A 22,239-nucleotide genomic window follows, 5' to 3' on the forward strand; every position below is an offset into this window, starting at 1 on the left:
AGTGTTTTCACTGGCTTATCCCTTCCTGGCTGGGCGACTTGGTCTCGTTGGAGGAGTCGTTGTTCCCGGTCAGTGGAGGCGCATTATAGGGAGTTCTCGTCAGCCTGCAACCCCTAATTTCAAAAAATTTTTCAAGCGAGTCTTTTTTCATCGAAACGACGGTTAGATCACCATTTTAGCTATTTTTCATACGGCATCTTGGCAATATCTTCAGCAAAACGCGTCACATCATCCCAATCGGTGTATTCCACATCTTTACTCGTATCAGTCTCGCCGCCGGTTAAACGCATAATGAATTGAATCATAAGTCTGTCCATCCAGCGATAACGCGGATAACGAAGCGCTCCAGCAAAAACCGTGCTCAGCGCAGGCTTCCAAGGCGTTTTGATGAGGAATTTCCTGACATAGGGATTGGTTTGCACCGTACGTTTCTCAGGTTTTCTCGCCGTCAGGTTAACGGCGTAGAAAGCTGAAGGCATCTGATTGAGGATCTCCAGGTTTTGTTTGATGAACTTTTCCAGGAGTGGATTGAAATGCCCATAGCGTATTGAGGCACCCACCACGACCTTCTGATAACGCTGCAAGTCCAGATGTTGCGCATGTCGCAAATCAATCACATCACACACATCTGTCACCTGCAAAATACTGGCAATATAAGAAGCGATATTACGCGTCTGCCCATCAGTCGTGGAATATAGAATCAGAACCTTCATAGTAGGCTTTCCTTGTCAGCAGGATCACTCACGCCAGAACGTCGGCGTAAACAACACAAGTAATGTGAACACTTCGAGACGCCCGAAGAGCATCGTTACAACGAGAATCCATTTCGCAGTCGCATTCATGGACGCAAAGTTATCGGCAACAACACCCAGCCCCGGCCCCAGATTATTCAGCGTGGCCGTAACTGCGGCAAAAGCAGAGAAATCATCGACACCTGTTGCAATAATGGCGAGCATGCTAATGATAAAGACCAGTGCATAGGCGGAGAAAAATCCCCAGACAGCTTCAAGAATACGCTCAGGAATCGCGCGGCTTCCCAGTTTAATGGTATAGACCGCATTAGGGTGCACCAGGCGCTTCAATTCACGCGACCCCTGGAGATAGAGCAATAATATTCGAATAACTTTCAGCCCGCCGCCTGTCGATCCTGCACAGCCACCAATAAAAGCAGCGCAAAGCAAGAGTATTGGCAAGAACAGTGGCCACTTGGCAATACTGTCCGTGGTATATCCCGCCGTTGTGGCCATTGAGATAACCTGGAAGAAGGCCTGATTAAGCGTGGTCAATGTAGAACTGTATACATCATGCCGCCAGAGCACGAAGGTGCAGATGATTACCAGCGTCAATTGCACAGAAATGAACATCCTGAATTCAGGATCACGCCAGTACACTTTGAGACTTCGCCCGCTAAGAACGGCGAAGTGCAAACCAAAGTTACAACCGGAAATTAGAAGGAAAACCGCGATGATGGTATTAATCGTCGAGTTGTGAAAATAGCCGATACTCGCGTCATGCGTTGAAAATCCACCGATTGAGATCGTTGAGAAACTATGTGCAATCGCGTCAAAGGCCGACATTCCTGCCCCCCATAGCGAAAGCGCGCAGGCAATCGTCAGCAGGACATATATCAACCACAACGTTTTGGCCGTTTCAGCGATTCTTGGTCGCATTTTATTATCTTTCAGCGGACCCGGCATTTCTGCCCGGTAGAGCTGCATTCCCCCAACTCCCAGAATCGGCAGTATCGCCACGGCGAGCACAATGATCCCCATACCGCCAAACCACTGCAGCATCTGGCGGTAGAAAAGGATCGCTTTGGGAAGAGAGTCCAATCCAACCAGCGTGGTTGCCCCCGTGGTTGTGAGGCCGGAAAAGGACTCAAAGAATGCATCGGTCACCGACAAATTCGGTCGTTCGGTAAAAAGGAAAGGTAACGCCCCCACACTTCCCAGCACGGTCCAGAATAAAACAACGATCAAAAATCCTTCGCGTGGCTTAAGCTCGTGTTTTTGCTTCCGGTTGGGAAGCCACAGGAAAAGCCCGATGATCAACGCCACGAAGAAGGTTTGGAAAAAGGCACGCCCTGCGCCATCACGATAGATCAATGCCACGAGACCAGGAATAAACATCGTCCCGGAAAACAGGATGACTAACAGACCGACAATACGGGTTATGGCGCGAAAATGCATTCCGGCATATTCCTTAGCTATTTAATGGAGGGATTATTACGAAATGGGCAGTAAATGCAACGTACCCCGACTGAGATCGTGCAAACGTGCCGCAATATCTTCGGCTTGCATCGCGGGCAGCGTCAGTTTCAGATCCACTCTGACACCATAATCCCCGTGCAATAACTGGCCTCCCACCTGCTGTAACAGCCCTTCGACCAACGCGAGCTGTGCATAATCACACTGCAGCGAATATTCTGCCTGCGGTACTTTTTGTTTGGTAATAAGTCGTTTCAGAGCCTGTTGCACACCGCTGCCATACGCCCTGACCAACCCGCCGGTCCCTAGTTTGATTCCACCATAGTAACGCACAACGACCGCCGTGATTTCCCCCACGCCACTCCCCTGCAATTGCGCCAGTATAGGCTTTCCTGCGGTTCCTGAGGGTTCACCATCATCAGAAAAACCCAATTGCTGTGAGTCATCGGGTGCACCAGCAACAAATGCCCAGCAATGATGTCTCACGACAGGATGTTCATTCCTGACGTGCTGAATATAAGCTTTTGCCGCCTCAATGCCATCGGTATGTGCCAACAGAGTAATGAAGCGGCTTTTTTTGATCTCTTCGCTGATGCTTATCGCCTCAGCGGGAACCAGATACGGTTGCATCAGGCCAGATTAAGATCGCGGGTCATATTCTCGACACGACTCTCATGAATCACAATATTGTCCTCGATACGTATTCCACCAAAGGCTTTCAATGCATCCAGTCGCTGCCAATCAAAATGCTTACTGTGTTGCCCCTCACGCCATGGTGCCAACAGTGACTCAATAAAATAGATGCCAGGCTCAATGGTCAATACCATGCCCGGCTGAAGAATCCGCGTGCAACGCAGATACGGATACATAGATGGCGCAGCGAGATGAGTACCTTTGTCATCCTGCATAAAACCAGCAACATCATGAACCTGTAAGCCCAGGGGATGCCCAAGCCCATGAGGCAGGAACGGGCAGGTCAACCCTTGCTCAACCATCGCATCGGTACTGATATCGACCACCAGCTTATGTGACTTGAGTAACTTGGCAATGCGCTGGTGCATTTGGATGTGATAATCCGTATAGCGAACCCCGGCTTCGATCGTATCAATAAGCGCCAGCTCTTCGTCATTCAGATCTTTCAGCAACGCGGCAAAATCGTTATCGCCCTGTGCAGAATAGGTACGGGTAAGATCGGCAGCATAGCCATTGTATTCCGCGCCAGCATCAATGAGGAAGCTACGCACTTCGGCAGGAACCTGATGATCCAGTTTGGTGTAGTGGAGAACGGAGGCATGTTCATTCAGGGCAACAATATTACCGTACGGAACATCAAAATCACGGTGGCCAGTCGCAGTGAGATAAGCATTATTGATATCAAACTCACTCATGCCAGAAAGGAAAGCTTCATGCGCAGCACGATGTCCGCTTACCGCCGTTTTCTGGGCCTCCCGCATACAGGCCAATTCATAGTCTGTTTTATATGCACGGTAGTAATGCAGGAAATCAAGGACGGCGGCGGGATTAATGTTCCCTGCGCTGAAACCCATCTCATGAGCCCGCGACTGGGCATAACCAATGTAGGCGACGTTATTGCGTTCGGCAGGTAGCAATTGTGCAATATCATCAGCACTTTTCAGGGCAATGATATCAACTTCGGGTGTCCAGAAACTGTCGGGTAAAGACTCGACACTGTGCCAGTAATCAACGGGAGAATAGAACCACAGCTTGGGTTTGTTCACTCCATCAACTAACAACCAGCAATTAGGCACCTGCGTCACCGGAACCCAAGCCTTGAATTGGGGATTCACTTTGAACGGATAATCATGATCGTCAAGGAAGACGGTCAGCAACTCGCCCGAGTGAATCAGCAAAGCATCCAACTGATGCCGTTCCAATACCTCACGGGTGCGTTGTTGCAGCGTTGATATATGTTCTTTATAGAGGGTAGCCAACGATTCCATCACAGTGTCCTTTCACCTTCAGTTCGATCTTTTCATCTTATCACAGCAAAGCATTTGCCGTAGAGCAGTGCGGATTGTGATCATCACAGCAAAAATGCAATATCTTGTTTGCAAATTATTAACATAAAAACCACACTCTTGAACATCTGGTCATACCAGATCCATTGCGCTGATTCAGGAGATAGACATGCTCTACCAAGGCGAAACCCTACATGTAGACTGGCTCGAAGACGGTATCGCCGAGCTGGTTTTTGATGCACCCGGCTCGGTTAACAAACTTGATACCCATACTGTTGCCAGCCTGGGCAAAGCAATAGACGTACTCGAGAAACTCTCAGGGCTGAAGGGTGTATTGTTGCGCTCCAGCAAAGCGGCCTTTATCGTAGGCGCAGACATTACTGAATTTCTCTCGCTATTTGATGCACCTGCAGAAAAACTGCACCAATGGCTAACCTTTGCCAACGACATTTTTAATCGTCTGGAAGATTTGCCGGTTCCGACAATTTCCGCAATCAATGGTTATGCATTGGGCGGTGGTTGCGAATGCATTCTTGCTACCGATTTCCGCATCGCCACACCGGATGCACGTATTGGCTTGCCAGAAACCAAGCTGGGGATCATGCCAGGATTTGGTGGCTCGGTGCGTTTACCCCGATTGCTGGGTGCCGACAGTGCGCTGGAGATTATTGCAGCAGGTAAAGATGTCGGAGCCAAAGAGGCTCTGAAAGTGGGTCTGGTTGATGCGGTCGTGAATCCGGATAAATTGGTTGATGGCGCACTCAGTATGCTGCATCAGGCCATTGCCGGGAAACTCGACTGGCGTGCCTATCGCCAACCGAAGCTGGATCCACTGAAACTCAGTGCGATTGAAGCCGCCATGAGTTTTACCATTGCCAAAGGCATGGTTCTGCAAACAGCAGGAAAACACTATCCCGCCCCACTTACCGCAGTTAAAACCATCGAAGCCGCCGCAAAGTTGGGCCGTGCCGATGCCCTTAAACTGGAAACAAACAGTTTTGTTCCGTTGGCTGGCTCAAATGAAGCCCGCGCTCTGGTAGGGATATTCCTGAACGACCAGTATGTGAAAGGTAAAGCGAAAAAACTGGCCAAAGAAGTCACTGCACCCAAGCAAGCGGCTGTTTTGGGTGCTGGCATAATGGGGGGTGGTATTGCTTACCAATCAGCCAGTAAAGGCGTACCGGTACTGATGAAAGACATCAGTGAGAAATCTCTTGAACTGGGCATGAATGAAGCCGCGAAGCTGCTGAACAAGCAACTTGAACGAGGCAAATTGAGTGGTCTGAAGATGGCCCAGGTGCTATCTACCATTCAGCCTACGCTAAACTACTCAGGTATTGAGCGCGCGCAGATCGTTGTCGAAGCCGTGGTCGAGAATCCAAAAATCAAGGCGGCAGTTCTGGCCGAAACCGAGGCATTACTCAACGAAGAGACGGTGCTTGCTTCGAACACTTCCACCATACCTATCAACCAGTTAGCCGCAGCGCTGAAAAGACCTGAAAACTTCTGTGGCATGCACTTCTTTAACCCAGTGCATCGGATGCCGCTGGTCGAAGTGATCCGTGGAGAGAAAACATCAGACAAAACCATCGCGACCGTCGTTGCTTATGCAATAAGCATGGGCAAAACACCGATCGTGGTGAATGACTGTCCCGGTTTCTTTGTTAACCGGGTGCTATTTCCATATTTTGCGGGGTTCAGCCTGCTAATGCGCGATGGTGCTGATTTCCGCCAGATCGATAAAGTCATGGAAAAACAGTTCGGTTGGCCTATGGGCCCAGCCTATTTACTGGATGTGGTTGGAATTGATACTGCACATCATGCGCAAGCAGTCATGGCAACAGGATTCCCGCAGCGTATGGCTAAAGATTTCCGTGACGCCGTAGATGCCATGTTCGACAGCGAGCGTTATGGCCAAAAGAATAAGCTGGGATTCTATCGTTACACTGAGGATAGCAAAGGCAAACCGCGCAAAGAAAATGACGCGCAGGTAGACGCGTTGCTGGCTCCGACTCGCCAGCAAGAGCAATCCTTTGATGCCGAAGAGATCATTGCTCGCATGATGATCCCGATGATCAATGAAGTCGTGCGTTGTCTGGAAGAGCACATCATCGCCAGTCCGGCTGAAGCGGATATGGCGCTGGTTTACGGTATTGGTTTTCCTCCTTTCCACGGCGGCGTGTTCCGTTATCTCGATACGATGGGCAGTGCAAAATATCTGGAATTGGCCGATCGCTACAGCCACCTGGGTGCAATGTATGAAGTACCCGACGGTTTACGGGCCAAGGCAGAAAAGAACGAACGCTATTACCCGGCGGCTGCCCCGCTGTCAGATTTCAATACCGGTAACCAGGCTTAAGGTGGAAAAGATGGAAAATGTAGTGATTGTTGATGCCGTCCGCACACCGATGGGACGCTCAAAAGGCGGCGCATTTCGCCAGGTTCGCGCTGAGGATTTATCTGCCCACTTAATGCGTGCAGTACTGAGCAGGAACAGCGCATTGGATGCCAAAGAGATTGATGACATCTACTGGGGCTGCGTGCAACAGACGCTGGAGCAAGGCTTCAACATTGCACGCAACGCCGCACTTTTGGCAGAAATTCCCCACAGCGTTCCGGCTGTAACCGTTAACCGTCTGTGCGGTTCTTCAATGCAGGCTCTGCATGATGCCGCAAGATCGATCATGGTTGGCGATGCACATGTCAGCCTGATTGGTGGTGTGGAACATATGGGGCACGTGCCAATGAGCCATGGTGTGGACTTCCACCCAGGTTTAAGCAAAACGGTCGCCAAAGCCGCTGGCATGATGGGATTGACCGCAGAGATGCTGGCAAAAATTCACCATATCAGCCGTGAAATGCAGGATGAGTTTGCAGCCCGCTCCCATCAACGCGCGTATGCAGCGACAGTTGAAGGCCGATTTGCCAATGAGATTGTCGCAACAACGGGTCATGATGCTGACGGCACGCTGGTCAGTTATGCCGTTGATGAAGTTATCCGGCCCGAAACCACAGTGGCAGCGTTGGCGGCGTTAAAACCTGCCTTTGATCCAGTGAATGGTACGGTAACAGCGGGGACTTCTTCCGCGCTTTCTGACGGTGCGTCAGCCATGCTCATCATGAGTGAATCAAGGGCAAAATCGCTGGGCCTGAAAGCCCGCGCCAGGATCCGCTCGATGGCTGTCGTCGGGTGTGATCCTTCCATTATGGGCTATGGCCCGGTTCCGGCTACACGGTTGGCATTAAAACGCGCAGGTCTGAGTGTGCAGGACATCGGTCTGTTCGAATTGAACGAAGCTTTTGCCGCACAATCCCTCCCGTGCATCAAAGATCTCGGTCTGCTGGAAACCATGGAAGAGCGGGTAAATCTCAATGGCGGCGCCATCGCCTTGGGTCATCCTCTCGGATGCTCAGGATCGCGAATTTCAACCACGCTGCTCAATCTTATGAAGCGCAATGACATTCAGTTCGGTGTGGCGACGATGTGCATCGGCTTAGGTCAGGGAATTGCGACGGTATTCGAGCGGGTATAAAACAATTCACACTTTTAGTTGTTGTTCTTCCCGCCTGTCAGGGGCGGGTTTTTTTATCGTTCTTTTGCCAGTGACGTCGCCGGAAGCGATCATCACTGGCAAATACCACTTCAGCGCAATGTCGACCAGATAAACGCCGATCAGATAAATGAAAAGGCATCACCAAACATGCGATTTTCAATTGCACCACGCTCTGCACAGAAACGCTCACGAGCAATCTTCGCCATTTCGAAACGTCCGGCGATATAGATGTCGTGTTTTGCCAAAGAACCAAAGTCCTGCAGCACAGCACTCAGCACAGTCCCGGTTCTTCCTGACCAATCCTTTTCCGGCTGCTCGACGACTGGAATCACTTTCAACTGTGGATACTGAACACTCAAGGATTCCAGCTCACCCAAATCATACAAGTGCATCAACTCACGTCCGCCCCAGTAAATGGAGATTTCGCGATCCGGTTGCTGTTCCAGCGCAGTAATCAAAATAGAGCGGACATAAGAGAATCCTGTCCCGCCAGCGATCAAAACCAGTGGGCGCTGGCTATCTTCACGCAACCAGGCATCACCATGAGGAATATCCACGGTAATCGATTTTTCTTTCAGGATGCGATCCATCACAGCCATCGCATAGAGATTGATTTCGGACGCACCAATATGTAATTCAATAAAATCTTTTTGGGCTGGGGTGGATGCCATAGAGAACGGGCGCTTGTCCCGCTCGTCCATTACCACCATCAAATATTGGCCAGCGCGAAAAGTGAACGCGGCTTCAGGCACCAGTCTAACCCGGTAAACGGTATCAGTTATGGCCTCTACAGAGGTCACTTTACAGCTCAATGTCGTCATGCCTTCCCTCTATCGGGTCATCAATGCAAAACTGAGAATAGAGTCAGGTCGATTATCGCCCGGTGTCTCTATCACTGAATATGGCGAGTTCGTCCCAAATGGCATCAATGCGGGTCGTAACAGCAGGATCCTTCTCAATAGGATGACCCCACTCACGTTGTGTCTCACCTGGCCATTTGTTTGTGGCATCCAGCCCCATTTTTGACCCCAACCCGGAAACCGGCGAGGCAAAATCCAGATAATCTATTGGCGTATTCTCAACTAATACCGTGTCACGTGATGGATCCATACGCGTAGTAATCGCCCAGATCACATCGTTCCAATCCCGAGCGTTTATATCATCGTCGCATACAATAACAAACTTGGTGTACATAAACTGGCGTAAAAACGACCAAACGCCCATCATCACGCGTTTTGCATGCCCGGCATATTGTTTTTTGATGGTAACAACAGCCATTCGATAGGAACAACCTTCCGGCGGAAGATAAAAATCGGTGATCTCTGGAAACTGCTTTTGCAGGATCGGAACAAAAACTTCATTCAACGCCACGCCCATTACTGCCGGCTCATCCGGCGGGCGCCCTGTATAGGTTGAATGATAAATAGCATCCTTACGCTGGGTAATATGCGTAATAGTAAATACCGGGAAACTATCTACTTCATTGTAATAACCGGTGTGATCGCCGTAAGGCCCTTCGGGTGCCATTTCTCCCGGTTCTATATAGCCTTCGAGAACAATCTCCGCACTGGCGGGAACTTCCAGATCGTTGGAAATACATTTCACGACTTCTGTCTTGTTGCCACGAAGCAAGCCGGCAAACGCGTATTCCGAAAGCGTATCCGGCACTGGCGTTACCGCCGCAAGAATTGTTGCGGGATCTGCTCCGAGCGCGACGGCCACGGGAAAACGTTCCCCCGGATGTGTCTGGCACCACTCCTGGAAGTCGAGGGCACCACCACGGTGAGAGAGCCAGCGCATGATCAACTTGTTTCGACCCAGAACCTGCTGGCGATAAATACCCAAATTCTGCCGCTCTTTATGAGGTCCCCGGGTCACGGTCAATCCCCACGAAACCAGCGGCGCGACATCTTCAGGCCAGCAATGCATCACCGGAATGCGGCCAAGATCAACGTCATCACCCTGCCAAACCTGTTCCTGACAAGGTGCCGTGCTTAAACACTTGGTCGGCATATTCAGTACTTGCTTGAACTTGGGCATTTTATCGAAGAGATCGCGAAAACCTTTCGGCGGTTCAGGTTCTTTCAAGAAGGCCAGCAATTTACCGACGTCGCGCAACGCACTGACATCCTCCTGACCCATTCCCATGGCGACCCGTTTGGCCGTACCAAACAGATTGCACAGAACGGGCATGTTGTAGCCCTTGGGGTTTTCAAATAACAGGGCTGGGCCATTCGCACGCAATGTACGATCGGCAATTTCTGTCATTTCCAGATAGGGATCGATTGGCTGGCTGATACGTTTAAGTTCACCTCTCTTTTCCAGCAGCGAGAGGAAGTCGCGTAAGTCACGGTATTTCATGCTGATCCACAGTATTTGATACTGATTTTATTGCTGTCAGTGTAGAGGGCATTATAAGCCCTCTATCGGGTTGATGCTGCATTTTTGTTAAAAGGCAGTGAATCCACTCAACTGACGTTAAGTGAGGCAAAAACTACAGGCATTCGAAAGGAACCAGCCCAGCCAATGCCTTGGTATCCTGACATTCCTGCGTTGCCCGTGCATGGCGGAAGATTTTAAACCCTTCGCCTTTCGCACTGAAATAACTCAGTTGACCATCACAAACATGCAGATAACTGCCTTCTCTGATAGCAATTACCGATTCCGATGGGTTAATGGCACAAAACTCGGCAATACGTTCATCACGGGTTTCACCCATATGACCGCTCAACTGTGCATCAATATAATGTGGATTAATCTGGACGGGGAAGAGACCCAATGAGGGCAAGACCACACTGTTACGAATAGGCATATCATTAGTAGTACGAATGCTTGGAGTCGCAACGTTACATCCGGCGCTCCAACCAACGTAAGGAATATTGCGCTCACGAACCACGCGTTTGATGGGAACGATTAACCCTTGCTCATGCAGCATCTGATTCAACATCCAGGTATTGCCCCCACTGACGAGGATACATTGCGCGTGACCTATCGCTTCAGCGGGATTCCCTGCATGATGGAGACTGCTGACTTTGATCCCCAGCGATTGCTCAAGCTCCTTGGCCCGTTCATCATAGTTGCCACGAATGATGGCATAAGGGACGAGAACAGCTGAGGTGATTTGGCGTCTGGCAATCATCTCCTGTAAAGCATCCTTGGCGTAACTCAGTAATGCCGAATCACCAGAAATTTTGCCATTACTCAGTAAAAACAGTTCCATACGATCTACTCCGAAGATAAACGTTAAGGCTCTTTGTCTGTTGATGACTGTATAACAAGTCCGCTCGCAGAAAGACCCGATCTCTCACAGATTGCGCTAACTACCTAAGAGTCTGATATAGAACGCAGCAGAAAGCGACTGAATATCTCGTCTCGCATAACTTAGTGTTATATAACTCAATACATTACCTTTGCTATTTATCCGTGATGGCTTTTGCTATGCTTATCAGCAAGACAGAAAGGCATGTGACACTATGGAATCTTGGTATTTATTATATTGTAAACGCGGTCAACTCCTGCGCGCGAAAGATCATCTTGAACGACAAGAAGTAAATTGTCTGAGTCCGATGATCACCCTTGAAAAAGTGGTGAGGGGTCGACGTACCCCGGTCAATGAACCTCTGTTTCCTAACTATATGTTCATAGAATTTGATCCGGAAATCATTCATACCACCACGATCAGTGCCACTCGCGGTGTGAGTCATTTCGTCAGATTTGGCAAGCAGCCAGCGACCATTAATATAGCCGTGATTAATGAATTGATGAACCATCCGGTACACAACATTACCGATCCGGAAACTCCACATCCTGGCGATACCGTGTTGATAACAGAGGGGGTTTTTGAAGGGTTGCAGGCTATCTATACCGAACCTGATGGTGAAGCCCGTTCGATGCTATTGCTCAACCTAATTAATAAGCAGGTTACTCAAAGTCTGGACAATAAGCAGTTCCAGAAACTTTAATTTCGTAAACCTGATCTCGCCAATATCAGCAAAAATCCGTCTACTCAACATTCCGCCAGAGTGCTCTCAGTAGACGAGTTTTGCTAACCCAGCCTTTCAGCTTCACGCTTCCTGGTAATCTTCCTGAACTTAAATCAGGCCGAAAACGCGACGCGCATTGGCCTCCGTTGTCTGCCCTAGCCAAAATGGATCTTCCTGCCGCCATGCCGCTACTTGCCTGACGATGTGCGGCAAGAAACGGGGCTCGTTACGGCGGGACGCTGGTTTTGGCTTTATATCCCGTGGTAACAAATAAGGCGCGTCGGTTTCAAGCAACAGCCGTTCCGCAGGGATATAGGGCAGTAATTCACGCAACTCCATGCCACGCCGTTCGTCACATACCCAACCCGTCACGCCAATTGACGCGCCCAGCGCCAGACAATCCTCCAGTTCCTGGCGATTGCCGGTAAAACAGTGCACTACCGCTGCGGGTAATTGCGACATCCACGGTGCGAGCAGCTCAACAAAACGTTGATGGGCATCCCGGCAATGGAGAAAAACCGGCAATTGCAGTTCTGCCGCTATCGCCAACTGAGCACTGAACGCCTTTTCCTGATTCTCGACAGTGGAAAAATTACGGTTAAAGTCGAGACCACACTCCCCTATCGCGACAACAACGGACAATTCAGCCAATTGGCGAACCTGCATTTCCGTATCAGCATCCCATTTGTCTGCCCCATGAGGATGGACTCCCGCAGTGGACCAGCAGAAATCTGGATATTGCCTTGCGAGCTTTGAGGCGAAAAAGCTTTCCTGAATGCTGGTGCCTGTGAGCAACATTCCTGTGACACCTGCCGATTTTGCTCTGGTCACAACATCATGCCGATCCTGGGCAAATTGCGTACTGGTTAAATTAACACCGATATCAAACATAGGTCATCCCAAACAGAAGCCGCCCATAAAGGGCGGCTGAAAAGGCAAGAAACTGTGGTTATGGCGTATTCGGATGATGATCCTCTTCCTCACCTTCGTCTTCTTCCGCCGGCCTCTTGCGACCCTTACCCACATAGAAACGGGCAAAAAATACGCCAACTTCAAACAGCAGATACATAGGTATAGCCAGCAGAGTTTGCGAGAAAACATCCGGTGGAGTCAGAAGCATACCAACAACGAAGGCACCGACTAACACATAAGGACGCTTTTTCTTCAGATCTTCCGGGGTCGTTACGCCGCTCCAGCAAAGCAGAACGATGGCGATAGGCACTTCAAACGAAATCCCAAAGGCCATAAACAAAGCCATCACAAAATCGAGATAGTTATTGATGTCTGTAGCGATGAGTACGCCTTCCGGTGCCGTCTTGGCAAAGAAGCCAAATGCCAGCGGGAAAACAATAAAATAGGCGAAAGCCATGCCCAGATAGAACAACAAAGTACTGGAGACCAGCAATGGCATCATCAACCTGCGTTCATGCTTATATAAGGCTGGCGCAATAAATGCCCATACCTGATACAGAATCATGGGTGCAGAGACGAATACCGACACCATCATCGTCAATTTGATCGGCGTAAAAAACGGAGAAGCTACATCCGTTGCAATCATGCTTGCGCCAACAGGCAACTGGTTGATCAACGGCGCCGAGACCAGATGATAAATATCATTAGCGAAATAGACCAACGCCAAAAATACTGCCAGCACACAAATTATGGAGTTCAATAACCGTTTACGCAGCTCAATCAGATGGCTGATAAGCGGTTGTGTATCTTCAACAGCCATGCTTTAACGATCGCCTGAGGGTTGATGAGAAGAAGTCGGCTTCACAGTAGCGGGTATGTCTTCAGCGGCCGTACCCGGCATTTCCGGGGTTTCTGGTTTGGTTACTGGTGCAGAAGCAGCCCGCGTTTCCCTCGCATTTATCGGTTCCACTGGCGCAACAGATGCATCTGACGTATTGATCACCGCAGCAGGATTGACCTGAGCCGGAGGTGCTTTGGCAGATGCAGTCGCAACATGCGCAGCATGCGCAGCATCTCCTGGTGTCACACCGTCATGGAGCGCTTCTGCTTCTATCGGGGCCGGGTTGTGGATGGTTTGCGGACTGTTTTCTTGTCCGGCAGCCTCGATGCTGCTTACCTCGCCCTTGTAAGAGCGCTTCATTGATTCAGCCGCTTCTCTCAACTCATCCATCGACGCTTTCAGTTCAGGCGTTAGATTTTTCAGCCCGGCCTCTTCCGCTTTCTTAAGACTGTCCTGCAGTTCCTGCAATTTCAACTCTTGCGAAAGTTCTGTCTGTACGGTTGCGGCAAGGGAACGAAGTGCCCGGATCCACCCAGCAACAGTTCTGACCGCCACGGGCAATCGTTCTGGACCAAGCACGACCAGACCGATCACCATGACGAGTACAAGTTCACCAAATCCAATATCGAACACGGATTACACCTGCTCTTTGTCTTTACTCTTAGACTCTTCAACCTTCACTTCAGTCTGTTTATCAGCAATTGATTTTGCTGTAAAATCAGCGTCATTCTGTGTTTTATCGCCAGAATTGGTCGATTGGTTGTCATCACCCATGGCTTTTTTAAAGCCCTTGATGGACGCACCCAAATCAGATCCCAGCGAACTCAATTTCTTCGTACCGAACAGCAATACAACGATCACCGCGATGATCAGTAATTGCCAAATGCTGATGCCACCCATTTTGTTCACCTCATTAACAGGAATTACTTAAAAGTTGCCCGTATTATACGGCACCTTGATATGGTGTCCCGATTTTATTCAGCCAGTACGCTTCCAACCTATAATCCAAGTCACAATACCCGCTGAAATTAACCACGCAGGGAAGTTTTCTACATTCCCTACCATTAAAATAGTACCACTCAGCAACAGTACTGCACCAATTCCAAGCAAATAACGTGACTGACCCTGACGAATTTGCTGATGCTGTAACTGGGCGGTCATTTTACTGACGTTCTCCTGCAAAAGCTTATGCTGCTGCAAACTCTCATACACCAGTTCGGGTAACTCAGGCAGTTTCTCCGCCCAGAACGGGGCCTTTTCTTTCAAGGCTCTGATAACAGAAGGGAAACCGACCTGTTCATGCATCCACTTTTCAAGGAAGGGTTTAGCCGTTGTCCAGAGATCAAGTTGTGGGTAAAGCTGGCGTCCCAGCCCTTCTATATACAGTAACGTTTTTTGCAGCAATACCAACTGCGGTTGCACTTCCATATTGAAGCGCCGGGCAGTATTGAACAGATTCAGCAAGACGTTCCCAAAAGAGATTTCCGCCAGCGGCTTTTCAAAGATAGGCTCACAGACGGTGCGAATGGCGAATTCGAACTCTTCAACATTGGTATCACGCGGGACCCAGCCTGAATCAACGTGCAGTTCGGCAACCTTACGATAGTCCCGGTTGAAAAAGGCGATAAAATTTTCTGCCAGATAGCGTTTATCGTCCTTATTCAATGATCCCACAATGCCGCAATCGATACCTATATAACAAGGATCCTCAGGGTGATCATAGCTCACGAAAATGTTCCCTGGGTGCATATCGGCATGGAAAAAACTGTCACGGAAGACCTGGGTGAAAAAGACCTGCACACCGCGTTCTGCCAGCAGTTTCAGATTGGTGCCCTGCTGTTCCAACGCGGCAATATCAGAAACGGGAACACCGTAAATCCGTTCCATCACCAATACGCTTTCATAGCAGTAATCTGAGTATATTTCAGGAATATACAGCATCGGACTATCTTCAAAGTTCCGCCGCAACTGAATGGCATTCGCAGCTTCGCGCAACAGGTTCAGTTCATCAAGCAGAGTCTTTTCATAATCGCGTACCACTTCACGCGGACGTAACCGACGGCCATCCGGCAATAACTTCGGTAACCATCCCGCCAAACGATACATCAACCGCATATCAGCCTTGATGATAGGGCGAATATCTGGACGGATCACTTTGATAACGACTTCTTTACCCGTATCTTTCAGGCGCGCCGTATGGACCTGGGCAATAGACGCTGAAGCCAGTGCATTCTGATCGAAATCCTCAAACCACCTTTCCAGCGGGCCGCCCATTGCCAACTCAATGTGTTTGCGCGCCAGCGCACCATCAAAAGGTGCAACGCGATCCTGTAGCATGGAAAGCTGATCGGCCACCATCGGCGGGAAAAGATCTCGGCGCGTTGACATCATTTGACCAAATTTGATCCACACCGGCCCCAACTCTTGAAGAGCCAGACGTATACGCTCACCAAGTGGTTGATCTTTATGCCGATTTGGTATCCAGAAAAACAGATGACGCCCCAACCGCAATGGCAGAGTCAAACGCATTTTTGGAATGAGTTCATCAAGACCATAACTTAGGAAAACACGGACTATCAGATAGAGGCGACGTAGTTCACCTGGCGTCATTACTTCGTCTCCATTTTATTCAATCGCGCATCAAGGGCATCAACCTGTTGCGATAGCGCATCGACTTCATCCTGGAAATAGGCGAATTCCAGTGAACCAGGAGCAACTCTCCACTCTTCTGTCAATGTTTCGCCGAGATAACGCTGCTGACGGGTAAACGTGGATTTAATAAACCCGGCTCCTTTGAAGAATGCCTGGCTAACCCCATGAGCGACAATATCGCCCACATACGGGGCCAACAGTTCGGCGGGATCCCACTCGGCCATATCAAGTAACGTCGTCAACTGCTGAATGACCTGGATATCCCCTTCAACCAGCAAATCACCGCTGCGCATCAATGGAGAGAGCTGTTGACGGTCTCGGAGCTTTACCAATACGGACAATCGGGTCATAACGGTACAATTTGCCTCGCCATCCCACTGCCCCACGACATCAACCTGCTGTTCACCGAATACCAGCGTGATGGGGGTGCCCAGCTCTTTCAAAGTTATCTTCAGTACTTTGCCTGAGAGTCGGGAACGCGCGGATTTCATGCTGCGATCGCGATAGAGAAGTCGATTGAGTGAGGCTTCCAACGTAGCAGTAAGCAGCGGGGTCAACAGCATAACGTTTTCCATATCAGAACTTATAACCACGATGCAGCGCAACGATGCCGCCAGTCAGGTTGAAATAGGTCACGTTATCGAAACCTGCATCTGACATCATACCTTTAAGTGTTTCCTGATCGGGATGCATACGAATGGACTCCGCCAAATAACGGTAACTGCCTGCATCCTTCGCGATAAACTCACCAATTTTTGGTAACAAATGGAAGGAGTAAGCATCGTAGGCTTTATTCAACGGTGCAAATATCGGTTTGGAAAACTCCAGGACCAACAAGCGGCCACCCGGTTTTAAAACACGGAACATGGAGCGCAGCGCTTTCTCTTTCTCAGTGACATTTCTCAGCCCGAAAGAGATTGTGATGCAATCGAAATAGTTATCAGGGAAAGGCAACGCCTCTGCATTGGCTTGCACGTAGTTTACGTTACCGACAATACCTTTATTGCGCAGTTTCTCTCGCCCCATTTTCAGCATGGAGTCATTGATGTCTGCAAGAACCACTTCACCCGTATCACCAACCAGGCGGGAAAATTTCTCAGTGAGATCGCCAGTACCACCCGCCAGATCCAATACTTTCTGACCGCGGCGTACGCCGCTGCAATCTATGGTAAAACGCTTCCAGATACGGTGAATGCCAAACGACATCAGGTCGTTCATCAAATCGTATTTCGCCGCAACCGAATGAAAAACCTCTGCGACCATCTCTGCTTTTTCATCTTTGGCTACGGTGCGAAAGCCAAAGTGTGTCGTATCCTGATCCGGATCTGCCATCTTCTTGTGCCTGCTTTTCAGTCATTCTTATGGAAATAGTGTATCAGAACCCCAGTTAAAGCCCCATCTGACGATGCGAACCGCTACTCATTGGCGGAAAATTTTCCCACGGGGAACGTCTCTGTTTCCGGCTCATCCACTTCTTCAGGTAAAGCCGTATCATCTTCAGGCGAGTGATCCGCCGTTGCAACAGCGCTCAGCGAGGGGCTGATTGGACGTTTTATCTCCACGCCCATCGCCCGAAAGCCTTCGACCTGTCCTATAAGATTACCACGGCCTTGCGAGAGTTTGTTCATCGCAAGGCGATAACTTGCCTGCGCTTTATCAAGGCTTTGCCCCATACCTTCCATATCATCCACGAACAGGCGCATTTTGTCGTACAATCGGGCAGCACGATCGGCAATGCGTTGGGCATTCTGGCTCTGATGTTCATAACGCCATAAATTGTTAATGGTGCGCAGCGCGACCAAAAGAGTTGTCGGGCTGACCAGCATGATGTTGTGTTTTAATGCTTCGCTGATCAATTCAGGTTCGCGATCGATTGCCAAAAGAAAAGCGGGTTCGACCGGAATGAACATCAGGACATAATCCAGGCTACGCAGCCCCGGCAGTTGCTGGTAATCTTTTCTGCCGAGCATGCGGATATGCCCACGCAACGACGCAATGTGCTCACCCAACGCCGCTTCACGCTCGATATCGTCATCACCATTAAAATAGCGCTCATACGCCACCAGAGACATTTTCGCATCAATGACGACGTCTTTTTCCTGCGGTAATCGCACGATCACGTCAGGCTGCATGCGGCTATTGCTATCAATTTTTACGCTGACCTGCGTCTCATACTCATAACCTTCACGCAAACCAGAGGCTTCAAGTACCCGGGTCAGCACCACTTCTCCCCAATTGCCCTGGGTTTTATTGTCACCTTTCAGTGCTTTGGTTAGATTGATCGCCTCTTTGGCCATCTGCGCGTTCAACTGCTGCAAGTTGCGGATCTCATGCGCCAGCGTATGCCGTTCCCGCGACTCCTGACCGAAACTGTCCTGCACCTGACGACGAAAACCATCAAGTTGTTCACGTAACGGCAGCAACAGGCGGTCAAGGCTCAGCTTGTTTTGCTCATCGGCCTTACGCCCGCTCTGGTCGAAAATCCGGTTAGCCAGGTTTTCAAACTGCGTCGTCAAACGCTGCTCGCTGTTGATCAATAAGCGTTGTTTCTCTTCTGCTGCCAGCCGGGTTTCTTCCAGACGAATGGTCACTTCACGCAATTCGGCTTCTTGTGCACTGTTCACTTCACGCTGGGCGCGAAGTTCCTGATTAAGTTGATCACATTCACTGCGCCAATGGGCGAGTTGCAGCAACTTCTCACTGCTGGCAGCCACTTGACTATGCAAACCACGGATCTCCAGCTCAGCGTCCCTGAATTGCTGCTGCACCCGCTGTTGCTGTGCAAGTTGACTGTCGATCTCTTTTTGCGCCTGTGACAAAGCCTGCTCAAGTAAACGCAGTTCCGTCTCATGCCGGGCTTGATGTTGCTGCTGGCGTATACTGACGAATAACCCGCCCAACAATAGGCCGATCAACCCACCGCCGAGACCATAAATTATGCTGATGTCCACGGCTTTCCCCTCTTAGAGTGCCTGCTGTGAGCAAAGGTAAGGAAATACTGTATATATGTCCAGAGGGTTTTGTGTGTCCGTGGGGCATCTTGCGGTGAAGTACGCAAAACCGGGCAAGCGTTGCTGCAAACGCTCAATTCCAACGGCTCATCCATTGGATACCAAATACCCAAGATCATTGGTAAATAGATGCCTGCAAGAATGATTATTCGAGATAACGTTCGCGCAGCACCTCACGAGTCGATTCATCCAGACCATACTCGTGCGCCAGCCAGTGATTTGTAGAACCATACAAATCATCAATAGCATTGAGCGCTGTAACCATAAACTCTTCGCGAGCAGACAAAACATAGGTAAATTGCTTCAACCCGTGATCGTCCAGCACGCTGGACAATTGCCCGAGCATTTTTTCACGGAAAGGTGCCAGCGTCGTTTCAGTCAGCAAATAGTCTTCCAAAACGGTATTTTTATCGGCTCCCAGCGCAAACAGAACCAGTGCCGAGCCGATCCCGGTGCGATCTTTTCCTACTGCACAATGCTGCACAATCGCGCTGCCATTTGACTTATTCAACAGGGAAACGAGCTGCGTGTAGGCGGCATTGTTGAAGGGTAAACGACGATAAAGCTCTTCCATAAACGATCGTGCATCAAAGCCGGATAGCGATTCACGGGTGAGCTTGGCCAGATTGGCGTTCACTTCATCACTCAATGGATTGGCCGGGGTATGGTGATAAATCGCGCCCGCCCAGACAACATCGGGTTTGGCAGCAACTTCATCTGCATCGCGATAATCCAGAATATTGCCAACCGGAACACTGCCAAGAAAACGGCAGTCACGTGCGGTGAGTTGGTCCAGAGAACCCGAACGATAAAGCCAGCCGCGCTTGATACGACGGCCATCGGCAGTAGAATTGCCGCCTAAATCGCGAAAGTTGATGCCGCCTTCAAGAGGGGCCAGAGAAGGATGAAGCAAGATTGTCGCAGTCATAAACCCTCTTTTTATTGTATTGCTGGAGTACTGACCTTACCAGATTCTCGGTTTGAAATGAAAATGGGCCGCCAATGCGACCCATTATCGACCACTGCCCGGTACAATCAGCCTAGATAAGGCGACGGGCCGCTTCAACCACAATTTTCACCGCGTGGCTTTCGGTTTGCTTCATGGTTTCAACATTAGGAATTTCTTGCTGGGTACGGTTGACGATAACGCCCGCCACCATCCCTGCACGCCAACCCTGACTGGCACACATGGTCAATAGTGTCGCAGATTCCATTTCGTAGTTCATGACGCCCATTTCCTGCCACTCTTTCATGGACCCTTTGAAACGGCTGACAACGCGGCCAGAAACCGTATCGTAGCGTTCCTGACCTGGATAAAACGTATCAGAGGACGCAGTCACACCGATATGGGTCGTCGCACCCACTTCTTTCGCGGCAGCAACCAGTGCGGTAGTACAGGCAAAATCAGCAACAGCCGGGAATTCCATGGGTGCAAAGTGCAGGCTGGCACCATCGAGGCGCACGGCGGCGGTAGTCACCAAAACATCACCGACATTGATATTCTTCTGGATTGCGCCGGTGGTTCCTACGCGCAGGAAAGTACGGATACCCAACTGAGCCAACTCTTCGACAGCGATGGAGGTAGACGGGCCGCCTATGCCTGTAGAACAGACGATCACAGCCTTACCGTCCAGTTCTGCACGCCAGGACGTGAATTCTCGGTGGGAAGCCAGATGTACTGGGTTCTCCATCAGTTTGGCGATTTTCTCAACGCGTTCCGGGTCACCAGGAACGATCGCCAGCGTAGCACCTTGTAAATCACTTTTAGCGAGGCCGAGGTGAAAAACTTCAGACTTGGACATAAGGAACTCCTCTGTAATCGGTTCATATTTTGGGAGGAACAGGCTGATATTCTACTCAAAAGCCCATTGCAAAATCGTGATGACTATCACTCACAATAAAGAAACAATGTATCGCAAACAATTATCTTGTGACGCAAATCACTAAATATGAGCTTTCAGACCCTGTAATCCGCTAAATAATGCCCACGAAACGACCATTTTAAATTAGCAGGTACAGTGTTATAAAAATGGAGAACATTTGTTTTACGATGGGACGCTGGTTATTGCAATTCGGACAGCCCAAAGATTGAGATAACCCGCAGGCAAAGCATTGTCATACTTCAGCAGACGAATAAAAACGGTCACCGCTGAATATTCATCTCAATCTCATGACGCCGGGCATTATTGTTCTCTATAGTTAACCTCAGCCGCGCTTTCACGTATGGAGACCGCAATGAAAACCGAAGAACACCTTAACCTGAAGCAGTCTGCAGGTACGTTTACCCCAGCCTTAAGCCCAGTGGCTTCATCGACGATTTATACTGATGTTGAAGGGCTGCACGCGGGCGAAACCACTATACCCACGCAGGGAGAAGAGATGCCAGCCTATCTGGCACGGCCGGATTCCGCCGAAGGCCCCTTCCCTGTGGTTATTGTGGTACAGGAGATTTTCGGTGTGCATGAGCATATCCGTGATGTCTGTCGCCGACTGGCGAAGCAAGGCTATCTGGCGGTTGCGCCAGAGCTTTACTTTCGTGAAGGGGATCCGAATCAATTCAATGATATCAACGAGCTGTTTACTAATCTGGTCAGCAAGGTCCCGGATCGGCAAGTGTTGGCCGATCTCGATCATACGGCCCATTGGGCTACACGCCATGGCGGTGATGCCAGTCGCCTGGCGATGACGGGTTTCTGCTGGGGCGGGCGAATTACCTGGCTGTATGCGGCACATAATCCGCAACTGAAAGCCGCCGTCGCCTGGTACGGGAAACTGGTGGGGAACAAATCCCTGACGATGCCGAAGAATCCTGTGGATGTTGCCGTAGATCTCTCCGCGCCGGTTCTCGGTTTATATGGCGGACAGGATACGGGGATCCCGCAGGAGAGCATTGAAAGCATGCGTCAAGCGATTCGCGCGGCCAATGCCGATGCGGAGATCATTGTCTATCCGCAAGCCGGTCATGCATTTAATGCGGATTATCGTCCAAACTATGACGCCGAAGCTGCCGAAGATGGCTGGCAGCGGATGCTGCAATGGTTCGAAAAATATGGTGTTGCCTGATTCTTCGCGCCAATAGAAAGGGCGCCGAAGCGCCCAA

The 22,239-nt window shown here is 50.0% G+C and carries 21 protein-coding genes; 4 read left to right on the plus strand and 17 right to left on the minus strand.

The window, feature by feature from the left end; translation table 11 throughout:
* Positions 1-179: 179 nt before the first annotated feature.
* Genes hemG through pepQ form a run of 4 tightly spaced genes read right to left on the minus strand, consistent with a single transcriptional unit; the run spans position 180 to position 4,168 of the window.
* On the minus strand, positions 180-713 hold the full coding sequence (gene hemG, locus DRI82_RS15765) for a menaquinone-dependent protoporphyrinogen IX dehydrogenase (RefSeq protein ID WP_114194868.1): 534 nt from the start codon (positions 711-713) through the stop codon (positions 180-182).
* A gap of 24 nt (positions 714-737) precedes the next feature.
* The gene (gene trkH, locus DRI82_RS15770) at positions 738-2,189 is read right to left on the minus strand and encodes a Trk system potassium transporter TrkH (RefSeq protein WP_114194869.1); all 1,452 of its coding nucleotides are present in this window, start codon (positions 2,187-2,189) and stop codon (positions 738-740) included.
* Between the two features lie 36 nt (positions 2,190-2,225).
* Entirely contained in the window at positions 2,226-2,837 is a 612-nt protein-coding gene (locus DRI82_RS15775; protein WP_114194870.1) for an IMPACT family protein, read from the minus strand.
* Positions 2,837-4,168 carry a Xaa-Pro dipeptidase gene (gene pepQ, locus DRI82_RS15780; protein ID WP_114194871.1) on the minus strand — a complete coding sequence of 444 codons (1,332 nt, stop codon included), beginning with the start codon at positions 4,166-4,168 and terminating at the stop codon, positions 2,837-2,839. Before pepQ ends, DRI82_RS15775 begins: the two co-directional genes overlap by 1 nt.
* 187 nt (positions 4,169-4,355) lie before the next feature.
* Here pepQ and fadB point away from each other — a divergent pair, with 187 nt between their 5' ends.
* Positions 4,356-6,545 carry a fatty acid oxidation complex subunit alpha FadB gene (gene fadB / locus DRI82_RS15785; RefSeq protein WP_114194872.1) on the plus strand — a complete coding sequence of 730 codons (2,190 nt, stop codon included), beginning with the start codon at positions 4,356-4,358 and terminating at the stop codon, positions 6,543-6,545.
* A 10-nt stretch (positions 6,546-6,555) separates the two neighbouring features.
* Positions 6,556-7,719, plus strand: a complete 1,164-nt coding sequence (gene fadA / locus DRI82_RS15790) for an acetyl-CoA C-acyltransferase FadA (RefSeq protein WP_114194873.1) — start codon at positions 6,556-6,558, stop codon at positions 7,717-7,719.
* A gap of 140 nt (positions 7,720-7,859) precedes the next feature.
* On the opposite strand, the gene fre is transcribed toward fadA, so the two are convergent.
* The 3 genes from fre to pepE form a co-directional block, all read right to left on the minus strand.
* The gene (gene fre / locus DRI82_RS15795) at positions 7,860-8,561 is read right to left on the minus strand and encodes an NAD(P)H-flavin reductase (RefSeq protein ID WP_114194874.1); all 702 of its coding nucleotides are present in this window, start codon (positions 8,559-8,561) and stop codon (positions 7,860-7,862) included.
* A 52-nt stretch (positions 8,562-8,613) separates the two neighbouring features.
* Complete coding sequence (gene ubiD / locus DRI82_RS15800) at positions 8,614-10,101, minus strand: 4-hydroxy-3-polyprenylbenzoate decarboxylase (protein WP_114194875.1); 1,488 nt, start codon at positions 10,099-10,101, stop codon at positions 8,614-8,616.
* A 133-nt stretch (positions 10,102-10,234) separates the two neighbouring features.
* Positions 10,235-10,960, minus strand: a complete 726-nt coding sequence (gene pepE / locus DRI82_RS15805) for a dipeptidase PepE (protein WP_114194876.1) — start codon at positions 10,958-10,960, stop codon at positions 10,235-10,237.
* Between the two features lie 253 nt (positions 10,961-11,213).
* Between pepE and rfaH the strand changes: the two genes are divergently transcribed.
* Positions 11,214-11,702 carry a transcription/translation regulatory transformer protein RfaH gene (gene rfaH, locus DRI82_RS15810; protein ID WP_114194877.1) on the plus strand — a complete coding sequence of 163 codons (489 nt, stop codon included), beginning with the start codon at positions 11,214-11,216 and terminating at the stop codon, positions 11,700-11,702.
* Between the two features lie 129 nt (positions 11,703-11,831).
* On the opposite strand, the gene tatD is transcribed toward rfaH, so the two are convergent.
* From tatD to udp, 10 genes are all read right to left on the minus strand, one after another.
* Entirely contained in the window at positions 11,832-12,614 is a 783-nt protein-coding gene (gene tatD / locus DRI82_RS15815; RefSeq protein ID WP_114194878.1) for a 3'-5' ssDNA/RNA exonuclease TatD, read from the minus strand.
* Between the two features lie 58 nt (positions 12,615-12,672).
* The gene (tatC, locus tag DRI82_RS15820) at positions 12,673-13,455 is read right to left on the minus strand and encodes a Sec-independent protein translocase subunit TatC (RefSeq protein ID WP_114194879.1); all 783 of its coding nucleotides are present in this window, start codon (positions 13,453-13,455) and stop codon (positions 12,673-12,675) included.
* A 3-nt stretch (positions 13,456-13,458) separates the two neighbouring features.
* The gene (tatB, locus tag DRI82_RS15825; RefSeq protein ID WP_114194880.1) at positions 13,459-14,109 is read right to left on the minus strand and encodes a Sec-independent protein translocase protein TatB; all 651 of its coding nucleotides are present in this window, start codon (positions 14,107-14,109) and stop codon (positions 13,459-13,461) included.
* 3 nt (positions 14,110-14,112) lie between these two features.
* Positions 14,113-14,376 (minus strand): Sec-independent protein translocase subunit TatA, encoded by a 264-nt coding sequence (gene tatA, locus DRI82_RS15830; protein ID WP_114194881.1) that lies wholly within the window; start codon positions 14,374-14,376, stop codon positions 14,113-14,115.
* Between the two features lie 78 nt (positions 14,377-14,454).
* A complete protein-coding gene (ubiB, locus tag DRI82_RS15835) occupies positions 14,455-16,086 on the minus strand; it encodes a ubiquinone biosynthesis regulatory protein kinase UbiB (protein ID WP_114194882.1) in 1,632 nt (543 codons plus the stop codon).
* Entirely contained in the window at positions 16,086-16,691 is a 606-nt protein-coding gene (ubiJ, locus tag DRI82_RS15840) for a ubiquinone biosynthesis protein UbiJ (protein WP_114194883.1), read from the minus strand. The genes ubiB and ubiJ overlap by 1 nt, the downstream gene beginning before the upstream one ends.
* A gap of 13 nt (positions 16,692-16,704) precedes the next feature.
* Positions 16,705-17,460 carry a bifunctional demethylmenaquinone methyltransferase/2-methoxy-6-polyprenyl-1,4-benzoquinol methylase UbiE gene (ubiE, locus tag DRI82_RS15845; protein WP_114194884.1) on the minus strand — a complete coding sequence of 252 codons (756 nt, stop codon included), beginning with the start codon at positions 17,458-17,460 and terminating at the stop codon, positions 16,705-16,707.
* A gap of 83 nt (positions 17,461-17,543) precedes the next feature.
* Entirely contained in the window at positions 17,544-19,079 is a 1,536-nt protein-coding gene (gene rmuC / locus DRI82_RS15850) for a DNA recombination protein RmuC (protein WP_114194885.1), read from the minus strand.
* A gap of 205 nt (positions 19,080-19,284) precedes the next feature.
* The gene (locus DRI82_RS15855) at positions 19,285-20,067 is read right to left on the minus strand and encodes a tyrosine-protein phosphatase (RefSeq protein WP_114194886.1); all 783 of its coding nucleotides are present in this window, start codon (positions 20,065-20,067) and stop codon (positions 19,285-19,287) included.
* Between the two features lie 112 nt (positions 20,068-20,179).
* Complete coding sequence (gene udp, locus DRI82_RS15860; RefSeq protein WP_114194887.1) at positions 20,180-20,941, minus strand: uridine phosphorylase; 762 nt, start codon at positions 20,939-20,941, stop codon at positions 20,180-20,182.
* Positions 20,942-21,374: 433 nt separating this feature from the next.
* On the opposite strand from udp, the gene DRI82_RS15865 reads away from it, so the two are divergent.
* Positions 21,375-22,202 carry a dienelactone hydrolase family protein gene (locus tag DRI82_RS15865; protein ID WP_114194888.1) on the plus strand — a complete coding sequence of 276 codons (828 nt, stop codon included), beginning with the start codon at positions 21,375-21,377 and terminating at the stop codon, positions 22,200-22,202.
* The last annotated feature ends 37 nt before the right edge of the window (positions 22,203-22,239 follow it).

It is taken from the genome of Edaphovirga cremea (assembly GCF_003332275.1).
GTDB classification, from domain to species: domain Bacteria; phylum Pseudomonadota; class Gammaproteobacteria; order Enterobacterales; family Enterobacteriaceae; genus Edaphovirga; species Edaphovirga cremea.

Bases quoted from the DNA above. Each gene is read 5' to 3' on its own strand.
- hemG (WP_114194868.1), bottom strand. From the start codon at position 713: ATGAAGGTTCTGATTCTATATTCCACGACTGATGGGCAGACGCGTAAT.
- trkH (WP_114194869.1), bottom strand. From the start codon at position 2,189: ATGCATTTTCGCGCCATAACCCGTATTGTCGGTCTGTTAGTCATCCTG.
- DRI82_RS15775 (WP_114194870.1), bottom strand. From the start codon at position 2,837: ATGCAACCGTATCTGGTTCCCGCTGAGGCGATAAGCATCAGCGAAGAG.
- pepQ (WP_114194871.1), bottom strand. From the start codon at position 4,168: ATGGAATCGTTGGCTACCCTCTATAAAGAACATATATCAACGCTGCAA.
- fadB (WP_114194872.1), top strand. From the start codon at position 4,356: ATGCTCTACCAAGGCGAAACCCTACATGTAGACTGGCTCGAAGACGGT.
- fadA (WP_114194873.1), top strand. From the start codon at position 6,556: ATGGAAAATGTAGTGATTGTTGATGCCGTCCGCACACCGATGGGACGC.
- fre (WP_114194874.1), bottom strand. From the start codon at position 8,561: ATGACGACATTGAGCTGTAAAGTGACCTCTGTAGAGGCCATAACTGAT.
- ubiD (WP_114194875.1), bottom strand. From the start codon at position 10,101: ATGAAATACCGTGACTTACGCGACTTCCTCTCGCTGCTGGAAAAGAGA.
- pepE (WP_114194876.1), bottom strand. From the start codon at position 10,960: ATGGAACTGTTTTTACTGAGTAATGGCAAAATTTCTGGTGATTCGGCA.
- rfaH (WP_114194877.1), top strand. From the start codon at position 11,214: ATGGAATCTTGGTATTTATTATATTGTAAACGCGGTCAACTCCTGCGC.
- tatD (WP_114194878.1), bottom strand. From the start codon at position 12,614: ATGTTTGATATCGGTGTTAATTTAACCAGTACGCAATTTGCCCAGGAT.
- tatC (WP_114194879.1), bottom strand. From the start codon at position 13,455: ATGGCTGTTGAAGATACACAACCGCTTATCAGCCATCTGATTGAGCTG.
- tatA (WP_114194881.1), bottom strand. From the start codon at position 14,376: ATGGGTGGCATCAGCATTTGGCAATTACTGATCATCGCGGTGATCGTT.
- ubiB (WP_114194882.1), bottom strand. From the start codon at position 16,086: ATGACGCCAGGTGAACTACGTCGCCTCTATCTGATAGTCCGTGTTTTC.
- ubiJ (WP_114194883.1), bottom strand. From the start codon at position 16,691: ATGCTGTTGACCCCGCTGCTTACTGCTACGTTGGAAGCCTCACTCAAT.
- ubiE (WP_114194884.1), bottom strand. From the start codon at position 17,460: ATGGCAGATCCGGATCAGGATACGACACACTTTGGCTTTCGCACCGTA.
- DRI82_RS15855 (WP_114194886.1), bottom strand. From the start codon at position 20,067: ATGACTGCGACAATCTTGCTTCATCCTTCTCTGGCCCCTCTTGAAGGC.
- udp (WP_114194887.1), bottom strand. From the start codon at position 20,941: ATGTCCAAGTCTGAAGTTTTTCACCTCGGCCTCGCTAAAAGTGATTTA.
- DRI82_RS15865 (WP_114194888.1), top strand. From the start codon at position 21,375: ATGAAAACCGAAGAACACCTTAACCTGAAGCAGTCTGCAGGTACGTTT.